Origin of the sequence: Amycolatopsis sp. NPDC024027 (genome assembly GCF_040638975.1) — a bacterium.
In the GTDB taxonomy this organism is placed as follows: Bacteria; Actinomycetota; Actinomycetes; order Mycobacteriales; family Pseudonocardiaceae; genus Amycolatopsis.
Genome location: NZ_JBEZYY010000008.1, coordinates 270,092 through 295,165 on the forward strand (window position 1 = coordinate 270,092; position 25,074 = coordinate 295,165).

Consider the following 25,074-nt stretch of genomic DNA (forward strand, 5'->3'; position numbering starts at 1 on the left):
CCACCCGGCGCAGTAGTGCACAGGCGAGGTTCGCATGGTGAACGAGAACAAGCTTCGCGAGTACCTGAAGCTGGTCACGGCGGATCTCCACGAGACCCGCCGCAGGCTCGAAGAGCTGGAGTCCGGCGCGCGCGAGCCGATCGCGATCGTCGGGATGAGCTGCCGGTTCCCCGGCGGGGTGCGTTCGCCGGAAGAGCTGTGGGCACTGCTGTCCGACGGGGTCGACGCGGTCGGGCCGTTCCCCGCGGACCGCGGCTGGGACCTCGACGCGCTGTACGACCCCGACGGTGCGCGGCCCGGCTCCAGCTACGTCGCCGAGGGCGGTTTCGTCGACGGTGTCGCGGAATTCGACCCGTCGCTGTTCGGGATGTCGCCGCGCGAGGCGACGGCGACCGACCCGCAGCAACGGCTGCTGCTCGAGGCGTCGTGGGAGCTGTTCGAACGAGCCGGGATCGATCCGCTGTCGGTGAAGGGCAGCCCCTCGGGGGTGTTCATCGGCGCGGGTCCGTCGGGCTACGGCCACGGCGCGCAGGCGCAGGAGGACGTCGAAGGCCACCTGCTGACCGGCAACTCCGGCAGTGTGCTGTCGGGCCGCATCTCCTACACCTTCGGGCTCGAGGGACCGTCAGTCACTGTGGACACCGCGTGCTCGTCTTCGCTGGTGTCGCTGCACATGGCCGCGCAGGCGCTGCGCAACGGCGAGTGCTCGCTCGCGCTGGCCGGCGGCGTCATGGTGATGGCGGCCCCCGAAGGGTTCGTGGAGTTCAGCAAGCAGGGCGGGCTCGCCCGGGACGGGCGGTGCAAGCCCTTCTCCGACGACGCCGACGGCACTGGCTGGGCCGAAGGCGTGGGACTGGTGCTGGTCGAGCGGCTTTCGGACGCCCAGCGCCGCGGCCACCGCGTGCTCGCGCTGCTGCGCGGCTCGGCCGTCAACTCCGACGGCGCGTCCAACGGGCTCACCGCCCCCAACGGCCCCTCCCAGCAACGGGTCATCCGGCAGGCGCTCGCCGACGCCCGGCTGAGCCTCGCCGACGTCGACGCGGTGGAGGCGCACGGCACGGGCACGAAACTCGGTGACCCGATCGAGGCGCAGGCGCTGCTCACCACGTACGGACAGGGACGCGAGGCCGCCGAACCGCTGTGGCTCGGTTCGGTCAAGTCGAACTTCGGGCACACGCAGACCGCCGCGGGCGTTGCCGGCGTGCTCAAGATGGTGCTGGCGATCCAGCACGGGATCCTGCCGAAATCGCTGCACCGCGACCCGCCGTCGACGGAGGTGGACTGGACCGCGGGGAACGTCCGGCTGCTCACCGAGGCCCGGCCGTGGCCGGCGACCGGCAGGCCGCGCCGCGCCGGCGTCTCCGCCTTCGGGGTGGGTGGCACGAACGCGCACGTCGTTCTGGAACAGGCTCCGGACGAGGAAGCGGAGACCGGCGTCACCACCGCGTCTCCGGTCGTGCCGTGGCTGGTCTCGGGCAAGACCGCGGACGCCCTGCGCGCACAGGCGCGCGCGCTGCGCTCCACTGTGGACACAGAGGACCCGGTGGCGGTGGGCTTCGCGCTCGCCTCGACGCGCGCGCGGCTGGAGCACCGTGCGGTGGTCCTGGCCGACGATCGTGCCACGGCGCTGGCCGCGCTGGCGGATGGCGAGTCGGCCGCTGGGGTGATCTCGGGTGTCGTTTCGGGCGGTCGTTCGGCGTTTCTCTTCTCTGGTCAGGGCGCGCAGCGGCTTGGTGCGGGCCGGGAGTTGTCCGAGTCGTTCCCGGTGTTCGCGGACGTGGTGGACACGGTGTGCGCGCAGGTGGACGGTCTGCGTGAGGTGATGTTCGGCGAGGACGCCGAACTGTTGAACCAGACGATGTACGCGCAGGCGGCGTTGTTCGCCGTCGAGGTGGGTTTGTTCCGGCTCATGGAATCGTGGGGTGTGACCCCGGATTTCCTGGTGGGGCACTCGATCGGTGAGCTGGCGGCAGCGCATGTGGCGGGTGTGTTCTCTTTGGAGGACGCGTGTGCGTTGGTGGCGGCACGCGGCCGGTTGATGCAAGCCTTGCCCGCCGGTGGCGTGATGGTGGCGGTGCAGGCCACGGAAGCCGAAGTGCTGCCTCTGCTGGTCGAAGGCGTATCGGTAGCCGCGGTGAACGGCCCCTCATCCGTGGTGCTCTCCGGTGATCAGGACACGGTCGATGCGGTTGTCGAGCGTTTCGAGGGCCGCAAGACTCGCCGGTTGCCGGTGAGTCATGCGTTCCATTCGGCGCGGATGGAGCCGATGCTGGCGGAGTTCCGCCGGGTCGCCGAGACGCTGACCTATCACGCGCCTTCGATTCCGGTCGTCTCCAATGTGACGGGGACACTCGCCGAAGACCTGACCTCGCCGGAGTACTGGGTCCGGCACGTGCGGGGAACCGTCCGTTTCCACGACGGCGTGACCTACCTTGCCGGTCAGGGTGTGACCCGGTTCCTGGAGCTGGGCCCGGACGGTGTGCTGACCGCGATGGCGGCGGAATCCGTCGAGGGCACACTGGTCTCGGCACTGCGCAAGGACCGCGCCGATGTCGAGAGCCTGCTGACGGCGGTGGCTTCGCTGTACGTCGTCGGGCAGGACGTCGACTGGGCGGCGCTGTTCACCGGCACCGCCCGGGTCGACCTGCCCACCTACGCCTTCCAGCGCCGGCACTACTGGCTCGGCACCGCGCCCGCCGACCGGGGGCCGGTCGCGAGCGGGGGCGGCGCGGACGGGGACTTCTGGGACGCCGTCGAACGCCGGGACGCCGACACGCTGAGCGCGGAACTCGGGCTCGGCGACGACGGCCGGAGCACCCTGGACGAGCTGCTGCCGGTGCTGTCGTCGTGGCGCCGCAAGCGCGACGAGCAGAGCCTGGTGGACTCCTGGCGGTACCGGGTGACCTGGAAGCCGCTCACCGGCGACCTCCCCGAGCCGGCTCGCGGAACCTGGCTGGTCGTGGCGCCGCCGGGCGAACCCGCCGACCGGCTCGTCGCGGGGATGCGCGACAACGGCCTCGCGGTGGTCCACATCCACCCCGCCGAGACCAGCCGCGAGGGGCTCGCGGCGCAGCTTCGCGAGGTCGTCGGAGACCACGCCGAAACACCGTTCGACGGAGTGCTGTCCCTGCTGGGCCTCGACGAGAGCCCGCATCCGGAGTTCCCCGAACTGGCCATGGGACTGACGCTGAGCGTCACGCTCCCGCAGGCGCTCGGCGACGCCGGGATCGACGCGCCGCTCTGGTGCGCGACCCGCGGCGCCGTCTCGGTCGGCCGCTGGGACGGCGTGCTCCGGCTGAGCCAGGCGACGCTCTGGGGTGTCGGCCGGGTGACCGGGCTCGAGTTCCCGGACCGCTGGGGCGGCCTGCTCGACCTGCCGGCGGAGCTCGACGCCCGCGCGGTGCGCCGGGTGTGCGGCGTGCTGACCGGCGCGGGAGAGAACGACCAGGTCGCCGTCCGGCCCTCGGGCGTCTTCGGGCGGCGGCTCGGCCGGGCCGAACCGGCGGGCGACGAGGTGTGGCGGCCGCACGGGACCGTGGTGATCACCGGCGGCACCGGCGCGCTCGGTGCGCGGGTCGCGCGGTGGGTCGCCGACGCGGGTGCTGAGCACGTGGTGCTGTCGTCGCGGCGGGGCATGGACGCGCCGGGCGCGGCGGACCTGAAGGCCGAACTGGCGGCGACCGGCGTCCGGGTGAGCGTCATGGCCGCCGACGTCGCGGACCGCGCGGCGTGCCGGGCGTTGCTGGTCTCCGCGGGCCTGGACATCCCCGTGTCGGCGATCGTGCACGCGGCGGGGGTGCTGGACGACGGCGTGCTGGACTCCGTGACCCCCGAGCGGCTCGCGGGCGTGGTGCGGGCGAAGGCGCACGCGGCGCGGAACCTGCACGAGCTGTCGGTCGAGCTCGACCTGGAGCTGGACGCGTTCGTGCTGTTCTCGTCGTTCGCCGGCACGGTCGGCGCGGCGGGACAGGGCAGCTACGCGGCGGCGAACGCCTACCTCGACGGGCTGGCCGAGTACCGCGCGGCTTCCGGGCTCGCGGCGACGTCGATCGCCTGGGGCCCGTGGGCGGGCAGCGGCATGGCCACCGACGAGAAGGTCGACGCCCGGATGCGGCGCGGCGGCACGCCGCCGATGGCCGCCGAAACGGCGCTGCTGGCGCTCCGGCAAGCGGTCGCGCACGACACGTTCGTCGCCGTCGCCGACGTCGAGTGGGAACGGTTCGCCCCCGGTTTCACCGCGGCCCGGCCGAGCGCGCTCATCGGCGACCTGCCCGAGGCCCGCCGCGTCTTCGCCGACGCGGCCGCCGACGACACCGGGCACGGCCCCTCGTCCGTGCCGGACCGGATCGGCTCGCTGCCGGACGCCGAGGCCCGCCGCGCGCTGCTCGACCTCGTGCGCGCCCACGCCGCCGCGGTGCTCGGCCACCCCGGCCCCGAACACATCGAGCCGGGCCGGGCGTTCCGCGATCTCGGCTTCGACTCGCTGACCGCCGTCGAACTGCGCACTTCCCTCGGCGCGGCCACCGGGCTGCGGCTGCCGGCCACGATGGTCTTCGACTACCCGAACGCCACCGTCCTCGCCGGCTACCTCGCCGGGGAACTGCTCGGCTCGCCCGCGGACACCGGCGAACAGCCGACCGTGCCCGCCGCCCTCGACGCCGGCGCCGATCCGATCGTGATCGTCGGGATGGGGTGCCGGTTCCCCGGCGGGGTGCGCTCGCCGGAGGACTTCTGGGGCCTGCTCGAAGCGGGGGCCGACGCGATGAGCCCGTTCCCCGCCGACCGTGGGTGGGACGGCGAGGGCATCGGCGGTTTCCTCGACGGCGCCGCGGAGTTCGACGCGGATTTCTTCGGGGTTTCGCCGCGCGAGGCGGTGGCGATGGACCCGCAGCAGCGGCTGCTGCTCGAAACTTCCTGGGAGGCGCTGGAAGACGCCGGCATCGATCCGCTGTCGCTGCGCGGCGACTCGGTCGGCGTCTTCATGGGGTCGAACGGCCAGGACTACCCGTGGCTGCTGCTGGGCACCGACGCGGATTCCGGCGGCTTCGCGGGCACGGGCAACGCGGCGAGCGTGCTGTCCGGCCGGGTCGCGTACGTGCTGGGTCTCGAAGGACCCGCGGTGACGGTGGACACGGCGTGCTCGTCGTCGCTGGTGGCGCTGCACTGGGGGGCCGAGTCGCTCCGGACCGGTGACTGTTCGCTCGCGCTGGTCGGCGGGGTGACCGTGATGTCGACGCCGGGCTCGTTCGTGGAGTTCGACCGGCAGGGCGGGTTGGCGCCCGACGGCCGGGTGAAGGCGTTTTCCGACGACGCGGACGGCACGGCGTGGGCCGAAGGCGCCGGCGTGCTCGTCGTGGAGCGGTTGTCGGATGCCCGGCGCAACGGGCACTCGGTGCTGGCGGTGGTGCGCGGGTCCGCGGTGAACCAGGATGGTGCGTCGAACGGGTTGACGGCGCCGAACGGCCCGTCGCAGCAGCGGGTGATCCGGGCGGCGCTGGCGTCGGCCGGCGTGGCGGCGTCCGAAGTGGACGCTGTCGAGGCCCACGGGACCGGCACGACGCTGGGCGATCCGATCGAGGCGCAGGCGTTGCTGGCGACCTACGGGCGCGACCGGGAACAGCCGTTGTGGCTGGGGTCGGTGAAGTCGAACATCGGGCACACCCAGGCCGCCGCGGGCGTCGCCGGCGTGCTCAAGATGGTGCTCGCGCTGCGCCACGGCACGCTGCCGAAAACCTTGCACACCAGCGAGAAGTCGTCGCACGTGGACTGGTCGGCGGGTTCGGTCGAACTGCTGACGGGCGAACGTCCGTGGCCCTCCGGCGACCGGCCTCGCCGGGCCGGCGTGTCGTCGTTCGGGCTCAGCGGAACCAACGCGCACGTGATCCTGGAAGAAGCGCCCGCTGCCGCGGCGGCCGGGCAGCCGGCTCCGGAGCTGCCGGACGGCCTGGTGCCGCTGGTGCTGTCGGGACACGACGACGTGGCGCTGCGGGCCCAGGCCGCCCGGCTCGCCGCGGTCCTGGACGGAGCGGCACAGCCGCGGCTGGCGGATGCCGGGTGGTCGTTGGCGACGTCGCGGGCCGCGCTCGGCTGCCGTGCGGTGGTGCTGGCGGCCGATCGATCGGAGGCGTTGGCGGGGCTGGCTGCGCTGGCCGCCGGTGAGCCGGCCACCGGTGTGGTGTCGGGTGTGGTGGCCGAGGGGAGTTCGGCGTTTCTCTTCTCCGGTCAGGGTGCGCAGCGGTTGGGTGCGGGCCGGGAGTTGTATGAGGCGTTCCCGGTGTTCGCGGACGCGGTGGATGCGGTGTGTGCGCACGTGGACGGCGAGCTGGATCGTCCCCTGCGTGAGGTGATGTTCGGTGATGACGCCGAACTGCTGAATCAGACCGTGTATACGCAGGCGGCGTTGTTCGCCATCGAGGTGGGTTTGTTCCGCCTGCTCGAGTCATGGGGTGTGACCCCGGATTTCCTGGTGGGGCACTCGATCGGAGAGCTGGCGGCGGCCCATTGTGCTGGTGTGCTGTCGTTGGCGGACGCGTGTGCGTTGGTGGCCGCGCGTGGCCGGTTGATGCAGGCCCTGCCCGCCGGTGGCGTGATGGAGGCGGTGCAGGCCACGGAGGCCGAGGTGTTGCCTCTGCTGGTCGAAGGCGTCTCGGTGGCCGCGGTGAACGGCCCGTCGTCGGTGGTGCTCTCCGGTGACGAGGACGCAGTCGACTCGGTCGTCCAGCATTTCGAGGGCCGGAAGACTCGTCGGCTGTCGGTGAGCCACGCGTTCCACTCGGCGCGGATGGAACCGATGCTGGACGAATTCCGGCGGGTCGCGGAAACCCTGACCTACCAAGCCCCTTCGATTCCGGTCGTGTCCAATGTGACCGGAACGCCGGCCGAAGAACTGACCTCGCCGGACTATTGGGTCCGGCACGTGCGCGCAACCGTGCGGTTCCACGATGGCGTGACCTCTCTCGCCGAGCGCGGTGTAACCCGGTTCTTGGAGCTGGGCCCGGACGGTGTGCTGACCGCGATGGCGGCGGAATCCGTGACGGGCACGCTGGTTTCCGCACTGCGCAAGGACCGCGCCGAGGAGCGGAGCGTGCTGACGGCGGCCGCGGCGCTCGCGGTCTCGGGGCAGCACGTGGACTGGTCGCCGTTGTTCCCCGGCGCAGCCCGGATCGCCCTGCCCACCTACGCCTTCCAGCGCCGGCGCTACTGGCCGGAGCGGGCGGCGAGCACCATCGCGCCGGTGTCCGGCCCGACCGATACCGCGTTCTGGGCGGCCGTCGAGAGCGCGGACCTCGAAGCGCTCGCCGGCACCCTCGACGTCTCGGAAGAAACCGCGCAGGAGTCGCTCCGAACGCTGCTGCCCGCCCTCTCCTCCTGGCGGCGCAAGCAGGACCGCCAGGCGAGCATCGACGGCTGGCGCTACCGGATCGGCTGGCAGCCCGTCACCGGGCTCGAGTCGGCCACTGTGGACAGTGAGCTGCCCGTCGTCGTTCCGCCCGGGCGGTTCGCCGCCGAGCTCGCCACCGTCATCGGCGGCACCGCGATCGAGTTCGGCACCCCGGACTTCGCCGGCCGCCTGCGCGACGCTGCCGAAGCGTACGGCCGGGGCGTCGTGCTCTCGTTGCTCGCCGTCGACGCCGAGCCGCACCCCGGCCGGCCGTCCGTGCCGGCGGGACTCGCGAACACCGTGTCGTTGCTGCGTACCGTCGAGGACGCCGAGCTCGACGTGCGCATCTGGTCGGTCACCACGGAGGCCGTCTCGATCGGCCGCTCCGACGCACCGCCCGTGCCCGCCAAGGCCGCGGTCTGGGGCCTGGGCCGGGTCGCGGCGCTCGAACAGGCCCGGCGCTGGGCCGGGCTCGTCGACCTGCCCGTGCGGCCGGACGAACGCGCGGTGCGCCGGCTGGCCGCCGTCCTCGCCGGCTCCGCCGAGGACCAGCTGGCCATCCGCGACTCCGGCGTGTTCGCACGCCGGCTCCGGCACGCGAGCTTCCCCGGGACCGGACCCGGCTGGACGCCGCGCGGAACCGTCCTGATCACCGGCGGCACCGGTGCGCTGGGCGCGCACGTGGCCCGGTGGGCCGCCGCGCACGGCGCCGAACACCTCGTGCTGACCGGACGGCGAGGCCCGGCCGCGCCCGGCGTGGCGGAGCTCGAAGCCGAACTGACCGGGCTCGGGACGCGGGTGACCGTCGCCGCCTGCGACGTCGCCGACAAGGCCGAACTGACCGCGCTCGTCGAACGCCTCCGCGCCGAGGGCGCGGACATCCGCGCGGTCGTGCACGCGGCGGGCACCACCGAGGGCACCGCGCTCATCGACTCCACTGCGGACGACCTGGCCGCGATGATGCGGGCCAAGGCCGAGGGCGCCGCCCACCTCGACGAGCTGTTCGGCACCACCGCACTGGACGCGTTCGTCCTCTTCTCGTCGATCGCCGGAACCTGGGGCAGCGGCTGGCAGTCCGGCTACGCCGCCGCGAACGCGTTCCTCGACGCGCTCGCCGAACGCCGCCGGGCGGCGGGCCTCGCGGCGACCTCGATCGCCTGGGGGCCGTGGGGCGGCGACGGCATGGCCGCTTCGGCCGACGAACAGCGGCGCCTCGCGCGGCAGGGCCTGACCGTGCTCGACCCCGGGACCGCGCTCGCCGCGCTGGCGCAGGCGGCCGGTGCGGACGAGCCCACCTGCGTGGTCGCCGACGTCGACTGGGCGCGCTTCGTGCCCGGGTTCACCGCCGTGCGGACGAGCCCGCTGCTCGACGCGGTCCCCGAAGCCGCCGCGGCCATCGCGGGCACGGCCACCGTGCCGGCCGCGTCGGCCGGTTCCGCGCTGCTGGCCAAGGTGCGCTCACGCACCGAACGCGAGCGGGCCGACCTCGTGCTGGACCTCGTCCGCACCGAGCTCGCCGCCGTGCTCGAGCACGGCAGTGCCGACGCGATCGCCGCCGACCGCGCGTTCCGGGACCTCGGCCTCGACTCGCTCACCGCGGTGGAGCTGCGCAACCGGCTCGCCGCCGAGACCGGGGTCGACCTGCCCGCCGCGGTCGTGTTCGACTACCCGAACGCCGCCGCCCTCGCCGAGCACCTGCTGAGCGAGCTGCTCGGCTCCGCGAGCGTGGCCGGCCCCGCGTTGCCGGCCGCCTCGGCGGCCGACGACCCGATCGTCATCGTCGGCATGAGCTGCCGGCTGCCCGGCGGCGTGCTCGGCCCCGACGACCTGTGGCGGCTGGTCGCCGACGGCGCCGAGGGACTCTCGACCTTCCCCGCCGACCGCGGCTGGGACGTCGACGCGCTCTACGACCCCGAACCGGGCGTCGAGGGCAAGACCTACTCGGTGACCGGCGGTTTCCTCGACGACGCCGGGGAGTTCGACCCGCTGTTCTTCGGGATGAGCCCCAAGGAAGCGCTGGCCACCGACCCGCAGCACCGGCTGCTGCTGGAGACCGCGTGGGAGCTGTTCGAACGCGCCGGGATCGACCCGCACTCGATGCGCGGCAGCCAGACCGGCGTGTTCGTCGGTGCGGGCGCGTCCGGCTACGGCGCCGGGCTCGCCGAGGTGCCCGAGGGGCTGGCCGGCCACTTCCTCACCGGCAACTCCGGCAGCGTGGCCTCCGGCCGGATCTCCTACACGCTCGGCCTCGAAGGGCCGACGCTGACCGTCGACACCGCGTGCTCCTCGTCGCTGGTGGCCCTGCACCTCGCCGCGCAGGCACTGCGCGACGGCGAGTGCACGATGGCGATCGCCGGCGGCGTGACCGTGATGGCGACGCCGGCGTCGTTCCTCGAGTTCAGCCGCCAGCGCGGGCTGGCCGCCGACGGGCGCTGCAAGCCGTTCTCCGCCGGCGCCGACGGCACGGGCTGGTCGGAAGGGGCCGGGCTGCTGCTGGTCGAACGGCTCTCGGACGCGCGCCGCCACGGGCACACCGTGCACGCGGTCCTGCGCGGCTCCGCGGTCAACTCCGACGGCGCGTCCAACGGCCTCACCGCGCCGAACGGTCCCGCCCAGCAGCAGGTCATCCGCCGGGCACTCGCCGACGGCGGCCTTTCGCCCGCGGACGTCGACGCGGTGGAGGCCCACGGCACGGGCACGACGCTCGGCGACCCGATCGAGGCCGGGGCCCTGCTGGCGACCTACGGCCAGGACCGGGAGCAGCCGTTGTGGCTCGGCTCGGTCAAGTCGAACATCGGGCACACCCAGGCCGCTTCCGGTGTCGCGGGCGTCATCAAGATGGTGCTGGCCATGCGGCACGGCGTGCTCCCGCCGAGCCTGCACGCCGCGCAACCCACCCCGCACGTCGACTGGTCCGCGGGCAACGTGCGCCTGCTCGCCGAGGCGACCCCGTGGCCCGAGCACGACCGGCCCCGGCGGGCCGGCATCTCGTCGTTCGGCATCAGCGGCACCAACGCGCACGTCGTCATCGAAGCGCCGGCCGCCGCCCCGGCCGAAGCCGAGCCGGCCGAGCGGCCGGTGCCGCCGGTGCTCGCCTGGCCGGTCTCCGGCCGGACCGCCGCGGCTTTGCGTGCGCAGGCGGACCGGCTGCTGTCCGCGCTCGACGGCGCACCGGCGGAGGCGGCCGATCTCGCCTACGCGCTGGCCACCACCCGTTCGACCTTCGAGCACCGCGCCGTGGTGCTCGGGCGCGACACGACGGACCTCGCGGACGGCCTCGCGGCGCTGCGTGCCGGCGCGAAGGCGCCCGGCGTGCTCAGCGGGTCCGCGACGGCAGGCGGCCGCACCGCGTTCCTCTTCTCGGGCCAGGGCTCGCAACGACCCGGCATGGGCCGCGAGCTGGCCGAGGCCTTCCCGGCGTTCGCCGACGCCTTCGACGCGGTCACCGCGCACCTGGACCTGCACCTCGACCGGCCGTTGAAGACCGTCGTCTTCGCCGAGCCGGGCAGCGCGGACGCGGAGCTGCTGAGCCAGACCGCGTACACGCAGCCGGCGCTGTTCGCCATCGAAGTGGCGCTGTTCCGGCTCGTCGAGTCGTGGGGGCTGACCCCGGACCACCTCGTCGGCCACTCCATCGGCGAGCTCGCCGCCGCGCACGTCGCCGGAGTGCTTTCGCTGCCCGACGCCGCGAAGCTGGTCGCCGCACGGGGCCGGCTGATGCAGGCGCTCCCGGCCGGTGGCGCGATGGTCGCGCTGCAGGCCGCCGAACACGAGGTCGTCGCCGCCCTGGACGGCCGCGGTGCCGAGGTGTCCGTCGCCGCGGTCAACGGCCCTTCGGCGGTCGTGATCGCCGGCGACGAGACCGCGACGCTGGAGGTGGCCGCCGGGTTCGAGGCCATGGGCCGGATGACGAAACGGCTGCGGGTGAGCCACGCGTTCCACTCGCCGCGGATGGCCCCGATGCTCAACGAGTTCCGCGCGGTCGCCGCGTCGCTGACCTACGGCGAGCCGGCGATCCCGATCCGCTCGAACGTCACCGGCGAGCCCGCGAGCGCCCGCGAGCTCGGCAGCCCCGAGTACTGGGTGCGGCACGTCCGGGAGGCGGTGCGCTTCCACGACGGGATCCGCGGCCTCGCCGAGGACGGCGTGACCCGGTTCGTCGAACTGGGCCCCGACGCCATCCTCACGCCGATGGCCGAGCAGTGCCTCGACCCGCTGCCGCCGGGCACCGTGGTGGTGCCGCTGCTGCGCCGCGATCGCGGCGAGCCGGACGCGCTGCTCACCGCACTCGGCCGGCTGCACGTCAGCGGGCCGGGCCCCGACTGGGGCAAGCTGCTCGGCGGCCCGGGCGCCCGGCGCGTGGAACTGCCGACCTACGCCTTCCAGCACGAGCGGTACTGGCTCGAAGCCGCCGACGGCGGTGGCGACCCGGCCGCGGCCGGGCTGAACGCCTCCGGGCACCCGCTGCTCGGGGTCGTCACGGCGGTCGCGGGGTCCGGGGAGACGCTGTTCAGCAGCCGGCTGTCCGTGCGCTCCCAGCCGTGGCTGGCCGACCACGTCGTCGGCGGCCGGGTGCTGTTCCCCGGCACCGGCTACGTCGAGCTGGCGCTGGGCGCGTGCGAGGTGCTCGGCTGCGACACCGTCGAGGAACTGGTCCTCGAAGAGCCGCTGACGCTGCCCGAGACCGGCGGGGTCCGGCTGCAGGTGCGCGCCGGGGCCCCCGACCCGGCCGGCGTCCGTTCGTTCGCCGTGTTCTCCCGCCACGAGGACGGCGACGGGACGTGGGCCCGGCACGCGAGCGGCACGCTCCTGCGCGAGGGCGCCGGGCGCACCGGGACTTCGCTGGCCGAATGGCCGCCGCCGGGCACCGTGGCGATCCCCGTCGACGACCACTACGACACCCGCGCCGACGGCGGGTTCGACTACGGCCCCGCCTTCCGTGGCCTGCGGGCGGCGTGGCGGCTCGGCACCGTCGTCTACGCCGAGGTCGCGCTGCCCGAGTCCGCCGGTGCGGCCGGGTTCGGCCTGCACCCGGCGTTGCTCGACGCGGCCTTGCAGGCGCTGGCGTTCCTGCCCGCCGACGCCGGGGCGAGCGGCCCGAGGCTGCCGTTCTCCTGGCGCGGGATCACCCTCGGCTCCGCCGGGGCGACCGCGCTGCGCGTGCGGCTGTCGCCGTCGGACGGCCCGAGCGGGGTCGCCGTCACGCTCGCCGACCCGGCCGGGCGGTTCCTCGCCTCGGCCGACGAGCTCGTGCTGCGCACCGTCTCGGCCGAACAGCTGGCCGCGTCCGGGGACGCCGGCCGCGGCGCGCTCTACCGGCTGGACTGGCAGCCGGCCGAGGGCGGGCTCACTCCGGTCCTGCTCGACACGGATCTCGCGGCACTGGCTTCGCAGGAGCGAACGGCCCCGGTGGCCGTCGCAGTGTCCACAGTGGATGAGGTGCCCCCGCTCGTCGAGGCCTGGCTGGCCGAAGACGGGTTCGCGGGCGAGACGCTGACGTTCGTCACCACCGGGGCCGGTGCGGACGGCGAGTGGACCGAGGACGGTGCCGCGATCTGGGCGCGCGTCCGCGCCGCCGAGGCGGGGCACCCCGGCCGGTTCGCCGTCGTCGACACCGACGGGACGGCGGTCGTGGTCCCCGGCGAGCCGGAAGCCGTGGTGCGGCACGGTGAAGTGCTCGTCTCCCGGCTGGTGCGCGCCGCCGTCGAGGCCGTCGAACCGGGCGGCCCGGTGCTGCTCGCGGACGCCGGTGCCGACGACGTGGCCGCACCGCTCGCCCGGCGGCTGCTCGGACTCGGCCACGGGCACGTGCTGCTCGCCGCCGGCTCGGCGCGACGTGCGGCGGAGCTGGGCACCGAACTCGACGGCCTGGACGGGGTGTCCGTCGTCGAAACCGATCTCGCGGACGCCGCGTCGGTTTCGGCCCTGGTGACCGAGCACGCCGTGACCACCATCGTCCACACGGGAACGGATCCCGGGACGCTGCGAGCCGTCGAAACGGCGATCCCGGCGTCGGCGCGGCTGCTGCTCTTGGTGGCCGGACCGTCGGCCCCGGCCGACGAACTGGCTCGGCGCCGTCGCACGGACGGCGGGTTCGCGGTCGTGGTCCGGCACGGCGTGGCGGACCGGCCGTGGCTGCGGCCGCTCACCGCCGGTGACGTGGCGGTGCTCGCCGCCCGCGCGCTCGGGGCGGCCGATTCGCCGGTGCTGCCGATGGACGTCGACCAGAGCGTCCTCAATGGACAGACGGTGCCCGCGCCGCTGCGCGCGCTCGTGCGCCGGTCCCGGACCGTGCCGGAAACCGTCGTCGGCGACGCCGGGGTCGGCCTGCGCGAGCAGCTCGTCGCCGTGGCCGCCGAAGACCGGCACACCGTGCTGCTCGACCTCGTGCGCGAGCAGGCCGCGATCGTGCTCGGCTACTCCGGACCCGAGGCGGTGGAGCCCGGCCGCGCGTTCCGCGACCTCGGCTTCACGTCGCTGAGCGCGGTCGAGTTCCGCAACGCGATGAACGAGGTCACCGGGCTCCGGCTCGCCGCGAGCCTCGTGTTCGACTACCCGACCCCGGCCGGGCTCGCCCGGCACCTCGAGGAGGAACTGGTCGGCGCCCCGGCGGGCGCGAGCGGGCCCGCGGTCACCGCGCCGGTCGACGACGAACCGATCGTGATCGTCTCGATGGCCTGCCGCTACCCGGGTGGCATCCGCACCCCCGAACAGCTGTGGGAGGTCGTCGCGGCCGGGTCCGACGAGATCACCGGGTTCCCCACCGACCGCGGCTGGGACCTCGACGCCCTCTACGACCCCGACGGCCAGACCCCGGGCACCTGCTACACCCGCGAAGGCGGCTACCTGCACAACGCGAGTGAGTTCGACGCCGCGTTCTTCGGGATCAGCCCGCGCGAGGCGGTGGCGATGGACCCGCAGCAGCGACTCCTGCTCGAAATCAGCTGGGAGGCGCTGGAACGCGCGGGACTGACCCAGGAGGCGTTGCGCGGCAGCAAGACCGGCGTCTTCGCCGGCGTGACGTACCAGGACTACGGCTCGCTGCTGATGCACGCGGTGGAAAGCTCCGAAGGCATGCTCGGCACGGGCAACTCGCCGAGCGTGCTCTCCGGCCGGGTCGCCTACACCCTCGGGCTCGAAGGGCCCGCCGTCTCGATCGACACGGCCTGTTCGTCGTCGCTGGTCGCCCTGCACTGGGCCGCGCAGGCGCTGCGGGCGGGCGACTGCTCGCTCGCGCTGGCCGGTGGCGTGACCGTGATGTCGAGCCCGGTTTCCCTCATCGAATTCAGCGCGCAGAAGGCGCTCGCCCCCGACGGGCGCAGCAAGCCGTTCTCGGCCGACGCCGACGGCGCGAGCTGGGCCGAGGGTGCCGGTGTCCTGCTGCTCGAACGGCTCTCGGACGCGCGCCGCAACGGGCACCGCGTGCTCGCCGTCGTCAAGGGGAGCGCGCTCAACTCCGACGGCGCGTCCAACGGGCTGACCGCGCCCAACGGACCGTCGCAGCAGCGGGTCATCCGGCACGCGCTCGGCAACGCGGGCCTGACCCCCGCCGACGTCGACGTGCTGGAGGCGCACGGGACGGGCACCGCGCTCGGCGACCCGATCGAGGCGGGCGCCGTGCTCGCGACCTACGGCAAGGACCGGCCGGCCAACCGGCCGCTGTGGCTCGGCTCCCTCAAGTCCAACATCGGGCACTCGCAGGCGGCCGCGGGCGTCGGCGGCGTGATCAAGATGGTGCAGGCGATGCGGCACCGCATCGTCCCGCCGACCCTGCACGCCGAGACGCCGACCCCGCACGTCGACTGGTCCTCGGGTGCCGTGGAGCTGGCGACCGAAGCGCGGCCGTGGCCCGAGACGGGCGCGCCGCGGCGCGCGGGCGTCTCGTCGTTCGGGATGAGCGGCACCAACGCGCACGTGATCATCGAGTCGGCCCCGGACGAGCCGGCGCGGCACTCCGAGCCGGCGGGCGGCACGGTCGCGTGGCCGGTCTCGGCGCGGTCGGCCGCTGCCCTGCGGGCGCAGGCCGGGCAACTGTTGTCCATTGTGGACGACCAGGACCCCGCCGCGATCGGCAAGGTGCTCGCGACGGGCCGGACGCACTTCGAGCACCGGGCGGTGCTCGTCGCCGGCGACCTCACCGGGTTCCGGGGCGCGCTGCGGGCGTTGACCGACGAGCGGGCGGACAGCGGCCTGGTCACCGGGGTCACGGCCGCGCGCGGCAAGGCCGTGTTCGTGTTCCCCGGCCGGCAGGCGGGCCGGCCCGGCGTGGTGTCGCGGCTGCTGACCGAGTCGGCCGTGTTCGCCGACCGGCTCGGCGAATGCTCGGACGCCATCGCCGAGGCCACCGGCTGGTCGGTCCTCGACGTGCTGCGCGGCGGGGAAGGAGCCCCCTCGCCCGACCGGTCCGACGTGGCGGAGGCGTGTGCGTTCGCCGTGTCGGTGGCGCTCGCCGACCTGTGGCGCGCCCACGGCGTGCGGCCGTCGGCGGTACTCGGCTACGCCGACGGCGAACTCGCCGCGGCCTGTGTCGCGGGCGCGCTTTCCGTCCGGGACGCGGTGAAGGTGCTCGTCGCGCGGGGCCGGGTGCTGACCGGCACGGACCCGGCGGCGGCGCTGGTGGTGCTGGCCCGGGCCGAGCTGGACGTGCTGCTCGGCGAGACCGGCGGCCGGGTGCGGCTCGCGGCTTCGCACGGGCCCGCGGAGGCGGTGGTGTCCGGTGACCCCGGCGCGATCGAGGAGTTCATCGAGGCCTGCCGGGCCCGTGGCGGCCAAGCTCGTTCCGTGGGCGCCGCGCACACGCCAGACCCCTCGGCGGCCGACCGGCTGCTCGCGGAGCTCGGCGACGCCGGCTTCGAGGCCGCCGAGCCGCGGGTGCCGGTCCTCTCGACGGTGACCGGTGAACCGGCGGGCGTGCTGGACGCCGGGTACTGGGCCCGCGCCCTGGGCGCTCCGGTGCTGCTCGATGCCGCCGTGCTCGCGGCGACGCGCGAAGGTGGCGTGTTCGTCGAGGTGAGCGCCGACGCGGTGCTCACGACGGCGGTCGAGGACGTGGCGCGCGGTGCGGGCGAGGACGGGACCGGGCCGCTGGTGGTCGGCACCCTCCGCCGCACGCAGGCTGACCTGAGGCGGTTCCTGCTTTCCCTCGGCGAGCTGCACTGCGGTGGCTACCCGGTCGACTGGGCCCCGGTGTTCGCCGGGCGCGAGCCGGCCGACGTCGAGCTGCCCACCTATGCCTTCCAGCACCAGCGGTTCTGGCCGACGTTCCCCGAGCCCGGCAGCGCCGCGGGCCCGGACAGCGCCGCCGACCCGGCCGACTCGCGGTTCTGGGACGCCGTCGACCAGGAAGACCTCGGCTCGCTCGCCGAGACGCTCGACCTCGACCGGGCGGCGCTGGAGCCCGTGCTGCCCGCGCTGTCCTCGTGGCGCAGGCGCCGCCGCGACGAGTCCACCTTGGACAACCTGCGTTACCGGGTGAGCTGGCGGCCCGTCGCCGATCCGGCCGCTCCCGAGCTGTCGGGGACCTGGCTGCTCGTCACCGGCGCGGACACCGATGCCGCGACCGGCGCGTGGGCGGCCGCCGCGGCCGAAGCACTCGCCGCGCACGGCGCCGAGATCGAGCGACTCACCGCCGGCACCGACCGTGCTGCGCTGGCCCAGGCGGTCCGCGATGCCGCGGACGGCCGCACCGTCGGCGGCGTGCTTTCGCTGCTGGCGCTGGACGAGACGGCCGAGGACGGTCACCGGGAGCTTCCCGCGGGCCTGGCCCGCACGGCCACGCTGGTGCAGGCGCTCGGCGACGCCGACGTCGACGCGCCGCTGTGGTGCGCGACGCGTGGCGCCGTGTCGACCGGACGCGCGGACTCGCTCGACCACCCGGCGCAGTCGCTCGTGTGGGGCCTCGGCCGGGTCGCCGCGCTCGAACACCCGGAACGCTGGGGCGGTCTCGTCGACCTCCCCGCGCGTCCCGACCGCCGGTCCGCCCGCCGGCTGGCGGCCGCGCTCACCGGCATCGACGGCGAAGACCAGCTCGCGGTGCGGGCGTCCGGCATCTTCGGGCGGCGGCTCGGCCGGGCTCCGCTCGGCGGCACCGGCACCGACGGTGCCTGGTCCCCGTCCGGCACCGTGCTCGTCACCGGTGGTACCGGCGCCCTCGGCGGGCACATCGCCCGGTGGCTCGCCCACGAGGGTGCCGAGCACCTGCTGCTGACCAGCCGCCGGGGCGCGGACGCCCCGGGGGCCGCGGAGCTCGAAGCCGAGCTCACCGGACTCGGGGTGGGCGTGACGATCGCCGCGTGCGACGCCGCCGACCGCGACAGCCTCGCGGCGACGCTGTCCCTGGTGGCCGCCGAGCACCCGCTGACGGCGGTCGTGCACGCGGCCGGCGTGCTCGACGACGGCATGCTCGACTCGATGACGCCGGACCGGCTGGCCGGCGTGCTGCGGGCGAAGTCGTACGCGGCGCTGAACCTGCACGAGCTGACCCGGACCGCGGAGCTGTCGGCCTTCGTGCTGTTCTCCTCGACCGCGGGCGTCTGGGGCGGGCCGGGCCAGTCCAACTACGCCGCCGCCAACGCGTTCCTCGACGCGCTCGCCGACCACCGGCGCGGGCTCGGCCTGACCGCGACGTCGATCGCGTGGGGGCCGTGGGCCGAGAGCGGGATGGCCGACCACGCCGCGCTGCTGCAACGCCAGCGCCGGGGCGGCATCCTCGCGCTGGAGGTCGAGCAGGCGTTCGCCGCGCTGCGGCAGGCGCTCGACCACGACGAGACGTGCGTGACCGTCGCGGGCGTCGACTGGTCGCTTTACGCGCCCGGCTTCGGCACGCTGCGGCCGAGCAGGCTCATCGAAGGCGTGCCCGAGGCGAAGCGCGCGCTGGAGCTGACCGCCGACGCCGCCGGCGACGCGGACGCCGGCGGTTCGGCGCTCTCGGCGCGGCTCGCCGGGCTGTCCGAGGCCGAGCGGGAGCGGGAGCTGCTCGACATCGTGAAGCTGTTCGTGTCCGGCGTCCTCGGGTTCGACGGCGCCGACGAGGTCGACGCCGCGCGGGCCTTCAGCGACATCGGCTTCGACTCGCTGACCGCGGTGGAGCTGCGCAACCGGCTCAGCTCGCTGACCGGGGTCCGGCTCCCGTCGACGCTGATCTTCGACTACCCGACGCCGACCGCGCTGGCCCGCTACCTGCGGGGCGAACTGGTCGACGACGACGCACCCGCCGCCGAACCCCCGGCCGCCGCCGTCGTCGCGCAGCCGTCCGACGACCCGATCGTCATCGTCGGCATGAGCTGCCGGTTCCCCGGCGACGTCCGGTCGCCCGAGCAGCTGTGGGACCTGCTCGCCGAGGGCGGCGACGCGATCACGGAGTTCCCCGCCGACCGCGGCTGGGACCTCGACGCCGTCTACCACGCGGACGCCGACAACACCGGCACGAGCTACGTGCGCTCCGGTGGTTTCGTCGGCGACGCGACCCAGTTCGACGCCGCGTTCTTCGGGATCAACCCGCGCGAGGCCCTGGCCATGGACCCGCAGCATCGGCTGCTGCTCGAAACCTCGTGGGAGGCGCTCGAGCGCACCGGGATCGACCCCACGACGCTGCGCGGCAGCCGGACGGGTGTCTTCGCCGGGGCCACGGGCCAGGACTACACGCCGCTGCTGGCGATGTCCGACCACGACGTCGAGGGCTACGTGATGACGGGCAACTCGGGCAGCATCCTGTCCGGGCGCATCGCCTACACCCTCGGTCTCGAAGGCCCGGCGGTCACCGTCGACACGGCGTGCTCGTCGTCGCTGGTCGCCCTGCACTGGGCGGCGCAGGCGCTGCGCACCGGCGAATGCGACCTGGCGCTGGCGGGCGGCGTGACCCTGATGTCCACGCCGTCGTCGTTCGTGCAGTTCAGCCGGCAGCGAGGGCTCGCCCTCGACGGGCGGTGCAAGCCGTTCTCGGAGAGCGCCGACGGCACGGGCTGGGCCGAAGGTGCCGGGATCCTCGTGTTGGAGCGCCTTTCCGCCGCCCGGCGGCTCGGCCACCCCGTCCTGGCGGTGGTGAAGGGGTCGGCGATCAACTCCGACGGCGCGTCGAACGGCCTGACCGCGCCGAACGGCCCTTCGCAGCAGCGGGTGATCCGGGAGGCGCTGGCCACCGCGAGCCTTCGCCCGTCCGATGTGGACGCCGTCGAAGCGCACGGCACCGGCACCGTGCTCGGCGACCCCATCGAGGCGCAGGCGCTCCTCGCGACCTACGGCCGGGACCGGGACCGGCCGCTGTGGCTCGGCTCGGTGAAGTCCAACGTCGGGCACACGCAGGCCGCGGCGGGCGTGGCCGGCGTGATGAAGATGGTGCTGGCGCTGCAGCACGAGCTGCTGCCGCGGACGCTGCACGTCACCGAGCCGTCGTCGCACGTGGACTGGTCGGCCGGCGACGTGGCCCTGCTCACCGAGCCGGTGCCGTGGCGGGCGAACGGGACGCCGCGCCGGGCCGGGATCTCCTCGTTCGGGCTCAGCGGCACCAACGCGCACGTGATCGTCGAGCAGGCGCCGGCCGCGGAACCCGCGCCGGTCGTACCCGAGCGGAAGGCACCCGGGCCCGTGCCGTGGCTCGTGTCCGCGGCGACCGCCGACGGTCTCGCGGCGCAGGCCGCGCGGCTGCGTGCTGCTTGCGAGGACGCCGCTCCGCTCGACGTCGCCTACACGCTGGCCACCGCGCGGTCGTCGTTCGAGCACCGGGCGGCGATCGTGGCCACCGAGCCGGTGGAGTTCCTGGGCGCGCTCGACGCCCTGGCCGGCGGGGGAGTCACAGAGGTCATCCGGGGCGTGGCCGCGCCGGACGCGCGCTCCGCGTTCCTGTTCTCGGGCCAGGGCGCCCAGCGGGCGGGCATGGGCCGGGAGCTGTACGCGACCTTCGACGTGTTCGCCGACGCCCTCGACGCCGTGTGCGCGCAGCTCGACGCCGAGTTCGACGCCGCGGGCGGCCCCGTGGTCGCCGACCGGCCGCTGCGCGAGGTGCTGTTCGCCGAAGCGGGCGGTGCCGAAGCGGAGACCGCCGCGTTGCTGGACCAGACGGTCTACACGCAGGCGGCGCTGTTCGCCATCGAAGTCGCGCTGTTCCGGCTCGTCGAGTCGTGGGGCCTGACGCCGGCCTACCTGGTGGGCCACTCGATCGGCGAGCTGGCGGCGGCGCACGTCGCGGGTGTGCTCTCGCTGCCCGACGCGGCGAAGCTGGTCGCCGCGCGGGGCCGGCTGATGCAGGCGCTCCCGGCCGGCGGCGCGATGATCGCGATCCAGGCCACTGAGGACGAAGTCTCGCCGCTGCTGACGGAATCCGTGTCGATCGCGGCGGTCAACGGGCCCGCGTCGGTCGTGGTCTCCGGGGCCGAGGCGGCGGTCGAGACGATCGCGGCGCACTTCCGCGAGGCCGGGCGCAAGACCCGCCGGCTCACGGTGAGCCACGCGTTCCACTCGCCGTCGATGGAGCCGATGCTCGCCGAGTTCCGCCGGGTCGCCGAGAGCCTGACCTTCGAGCAGCCGCGGCTGCCGGTGGTGTCGAACGTGACGGGGACACTGGCGACGGCCGAGGAGCTGACCTCGCCGGAGTACTGGGTCCGGCACGTCCGCCAGGCCGTCCGGTTCCACGACGGGCTGCGCTACCTCGCCGGGCACGGTGTCACGCGGTTCCTCGAACTCGGCCCGGACGCCGTGCTGACCGCAATGGCCGCCGACTGCCTGGCCGACACCGACGCGGTACTCGTGCCCGCACTGCGCCGGGACCGCACCGAGGTCACCGGCATCACGACGGCCGTCGCCACACTGCACGTCCACGGCACGTCGCCGGACTGGGCCGCGTTCTTCGCGGGCCGGGACGCGCGCCGGGTCGCCTTGCCCACCTACGCCTTCCAGCGCCGCCGGTTCTGGCCGACGGCATCGGCGCTCGGCTTCGGCGACGTCCGCGCGGCCGGGCTCGGGTCGGCCGGTCACCCGTTGCTCGGGGCGGCCGTGCCCCTCGCGGCCTCGGACGGCCACCTGTTCACGTCCCGGCTGTCGGTGCAGACCCAGCCGTGGCTGGCCGACCACGCCGTGCAGGGCCGGATCCTGCTGCCGGGAACGGCGTTCCTGGAACTGGCGATCCGGGCCGGCGACGAGGTCGGCTGCGCTCGCGTGGCCGAGCTGACGCTGGCCGCTCCGCTGGTGCTCCCCGAGCACGGCGGCGTCCAGCTGCAGGTCGTCGCCGGCGAGCCGGACGAGCACGGCAGCCGGTCGCTCACCGTCCACTCGCGACCCGAGAAGGCGGACGCGGACCAGCCGTGGACGCTGCACGCCACCGGTGTGCTCGACACCGGCGCCGCCGAGCCGGCGGACCGGCTCGACGCGTGGCCGCCGGCGGGCGCGGAAGCACTCGACGTCGATGAGTTCTACGAGATGTACGCCCGCAGCGGGTTCGCGTACGGCCCGGCGTTCCAAGGCATGCAGGCGGCGTGGCGGATCGGCGACGAGGTCTTCGCGGAGCTGGCGCTGCCCGAGGCGCAGCAGGAGGCGGCGGCCGGCTTCGGCCTGCACCCCGCGCTGCTCGACGCCGCGCTGCACCCGCTGGTGTTCCTCCCGCTCGAAGGTTCGGGCCGCAGCAGGCTCCCGTTCTCCTGGAGCGGGGTGTCGCTGCACGCGGGCGGGGCGGCGACGGCCAGGGTGCGGCTCGCGCAGGCCGGTCCCGACGCGCTCTCGCTGACCGTGTGGGACGCGGCCGGCCTGCCGGTCGCCTCGATCGAGTCGCTGGCGATGCGCGAGATCTCGGCGGAGGCGCTGCAGAGCGCGCCGTCGGCGCCGGAATCGCTGTACCGCCTCGACTGGACCCCGATCGAGCCCGGCGAGGCGACGGGCTCGGCGTCGTTCGCCGTGCTCGGCGCGGACGACCTCAAACTGGCCGCCGAGCTGACCCGCGCCGGGGCCGTGGTCGCGGCCTGCCCGGACCTGGCCGCGCTCGGCGGGGCCACGGTGCCGGACGCCGTGCTGGTCCCGTGCGTGGCCAACGGCCACGCGACCGGTGACCTGCCCGCGGACGTCCGCACCGCGACCCACGGGCTGCTCGACCTGCTGCAGGACTGGGTGTCCGACGAGCGGTTCGAGGCCTCGACGCTGGTCGTCGTGACCCGCGGTGCGGTCGCGCGCGCCGGCGAGGACGTCCGGGACCTCGCGTACGCGCCGGTCTGGGGCCTCGTGCGTTCGGTGCAGACCGAGCAGCCGGGCCGCATCCTGCTGGTCGACGTCGACGACGAGCCCGCGTCGATCGAGGCGTTGCCGGCGGCACTGCGCAGCGGTGAGCCGCAGCTGGTGCTGCGGGCGGGCGTCCCCCACGTGGCGAGGCTGGCGAAGCCGGCCCCGGGAGTGCTGGTGCTACCGCAGGACGCGCCGTCCTGGCGGCTGGACATCGGGCAGCGGGGCACGCTGGAGAACCTCCGGCTGCAGCCCGCCCCCGAAGCCGCCGGCGAGCTGCTGCCCGGCCACGTGCGCATCGCCGTGCGTGCCGCGGGCGTCAACTTCCGCGACGTGCTGAACGCCCTCGGGATGTATCCCGGCGAGGTCGGGGCGATGGGGCTCGAAGGCGCCGGCGTGATCACCGAAGTCGCGCCGGACGTGACCGGGTTCGCCGTCGGTGACCGCGTGCTGGGCATGTTCGGCGGCGCGTTCGGCCCGCTCGTGCTCGCCGATCACCGGATGGTGGCGCGGATCCCGGACGACTGGTCGTTCGTGCAGGCCGCTTCGATCCCGCTGGCGTACCTGACCGCCTACTACGCGCTGGTCGATCTCGGCGGGGTCCGGCCGGGCGATGCGGTGCTCGTGCACGCCGCCGCGGGCGGTGTCGGCATGGCGGCGGTGCAGCTGGCCAGGCACCTCGGGGCGGAGGTCTACGGCACCGCGAGCGCGGGCAAGCACGGTGCGTTGCGCGAACTCGGCCTCGCCGACGACCACATCGCGTCATCGCGGTCGCTCGGCTTCGCGGCGGACTTCGCGGCGCCCGGTGGACGCGGGATGGACGTGGTGCTGAATTCGCTCGCGGGCGAGTTCGTCGACGCCTCGCTCGGGCTGCTTTCGCCCGGCGGCCGGTTCCTCGAGATGGGCAAGACCGACGTGCGCGCCGGCGACGAGGTCGCCGCCGCCCACGAGGGGGTGCGCTACCAGGCCTTCGACCTCGTCGAGGCGGGCGCGGACCGCATCGGGCGGATGCTCGCCGAACTGGTGGAGCTGCTGCGCGGCGGCGCACTGCGCCCGCTGCCGATCACCACCTGGGACGTGCGGCGCGCTCCCGAGGCGTTCCGGTTCATGAGCCAGGCGAAGCACATCGGCAAGGTCGTGCTGACGATGCCGCGGCAGCTCGACCCCGAGGGCACGGTCCTCGTCACCGGCGGTACCGGCGGACTGGGCCGCGAGCTGGCCCGTCACCTCGTCACCGGGCACGGCGTTCGCCGCCTGCTGCTGACCAGCCGGCGCGGGCTCGATGCCGACGGCGCCCCGGAGCTGGCCGGCGAGCTCGCCGGGCTCGGTGCCGACGTCGTGATCACGGCCTGCGACGTCGCGGACCGCCAGGCGCTCGCGGCCGTGCTGGCCGGGGTGCCCGCCGAACACCCGCTGACCGCGGTGGTGCACACGGCGGGTGTCGTCGACGACGGGCTGCTCGCCTCGCTCGACCACGAGCGGATCGACCGGGTGCTGCGGCCGAAGCTCGACGCCGCGGTCCACCTGCACGAGCTCACCAAGGACCAGGAGCTGGCCGCCTTCGTGCTGTTCTCCGGCGCCGCGGGCCTCTTCGGCGGCGCGGGCCAGGGCAACTACGCGGCGGCGAACGTCTTCCTCGACGCCTTCGCCGCGCACCGGCACCACCACGGGCTGCCCGCCACGGCGCTCGCGTGGGGGCCGTGGGGCCAGGGCGCCGGGATGACGAGCCGGCTCACCGAAGCCGACCTCGCCCGGATGGCGCGCGGCGGGATGCGGCCGCTCACGGTCGAGCTGGGCCTGTCGTTGTTCGACGCGGCACTCGGGACGGACGAGCCGGCGCTGCTGCCGATGGATCTCGACACGGCCGCGTTGCGGGAGCAGGGCGACGCGCTGGCGCCGCTCTACCGGGGCGTGGTCAAGACGCCGTCGAGGCGCAGCGCGCAGTCCGCGGGCCAGGCGGACGTCGCCGGCTCGCTGGCGAAAGCGCTGGGCGGGATGGCCGAAGCGGAGCGGGCCGAGGCCCTGGTCGAGCTGGTGTGCGGCCAGGTCGCCGCGGTGCTCGGGCACGCCTCGGCCGGGGACATCGAGCCGGAGCGGTCGTTCAACGAGCTCGGCTTCGACTCGCTGACCTCGGTCGAGCTGCGGAACCGGCTCGGCGTCGCCGCCGGGCTCCGGCTGCCGGCGACCCTCGTGTTCGACTACCCGACCCCGACCGCGCTCGCGGGCTACCTGCTCGGCGAGATCGTGCCGGAGGAGGAACCGGCCGCCGAGCGCGCGCTCGGCGAGCTGGACCAGCTGGGCGGCCTGCTCTCCCGGGTCGCCGCGGACGACGGGCTGCGCTCGGCGATCACGCGCAAGCTCGAGGACCTGCTCGGCCGGTGGAGCGGCACGCCCGCGGCCGGTACCGGAGACGGCGACGTGGCGGCCGCGAGCGCCGACGAGCTGTTCGACCTGATCGACAAGGAGTTCGGGTCCTGACGGTGCCCGGCGAGGAA

At 74.8% G+C, this 25,074-nt stretch carries 1 protein-coding gene; it reads left to right on the forward strand.

What is annotated here, in order from left to right; genetic code table 11:
• The first annotated feature begins 34 nt into the window (after positions 1–34).
• Positions 35–25,057, forward strand: a complete 25,023-nt coding sequence (locus AB0F52_RS21880; protein ID WP_360173766.1) for a type I polyketide synthase — start codon at positions 35–37, stop codon at positions 25,055–25,057.
• Positions 25,058–25,074: the final 17 nt, after the last annotated feature.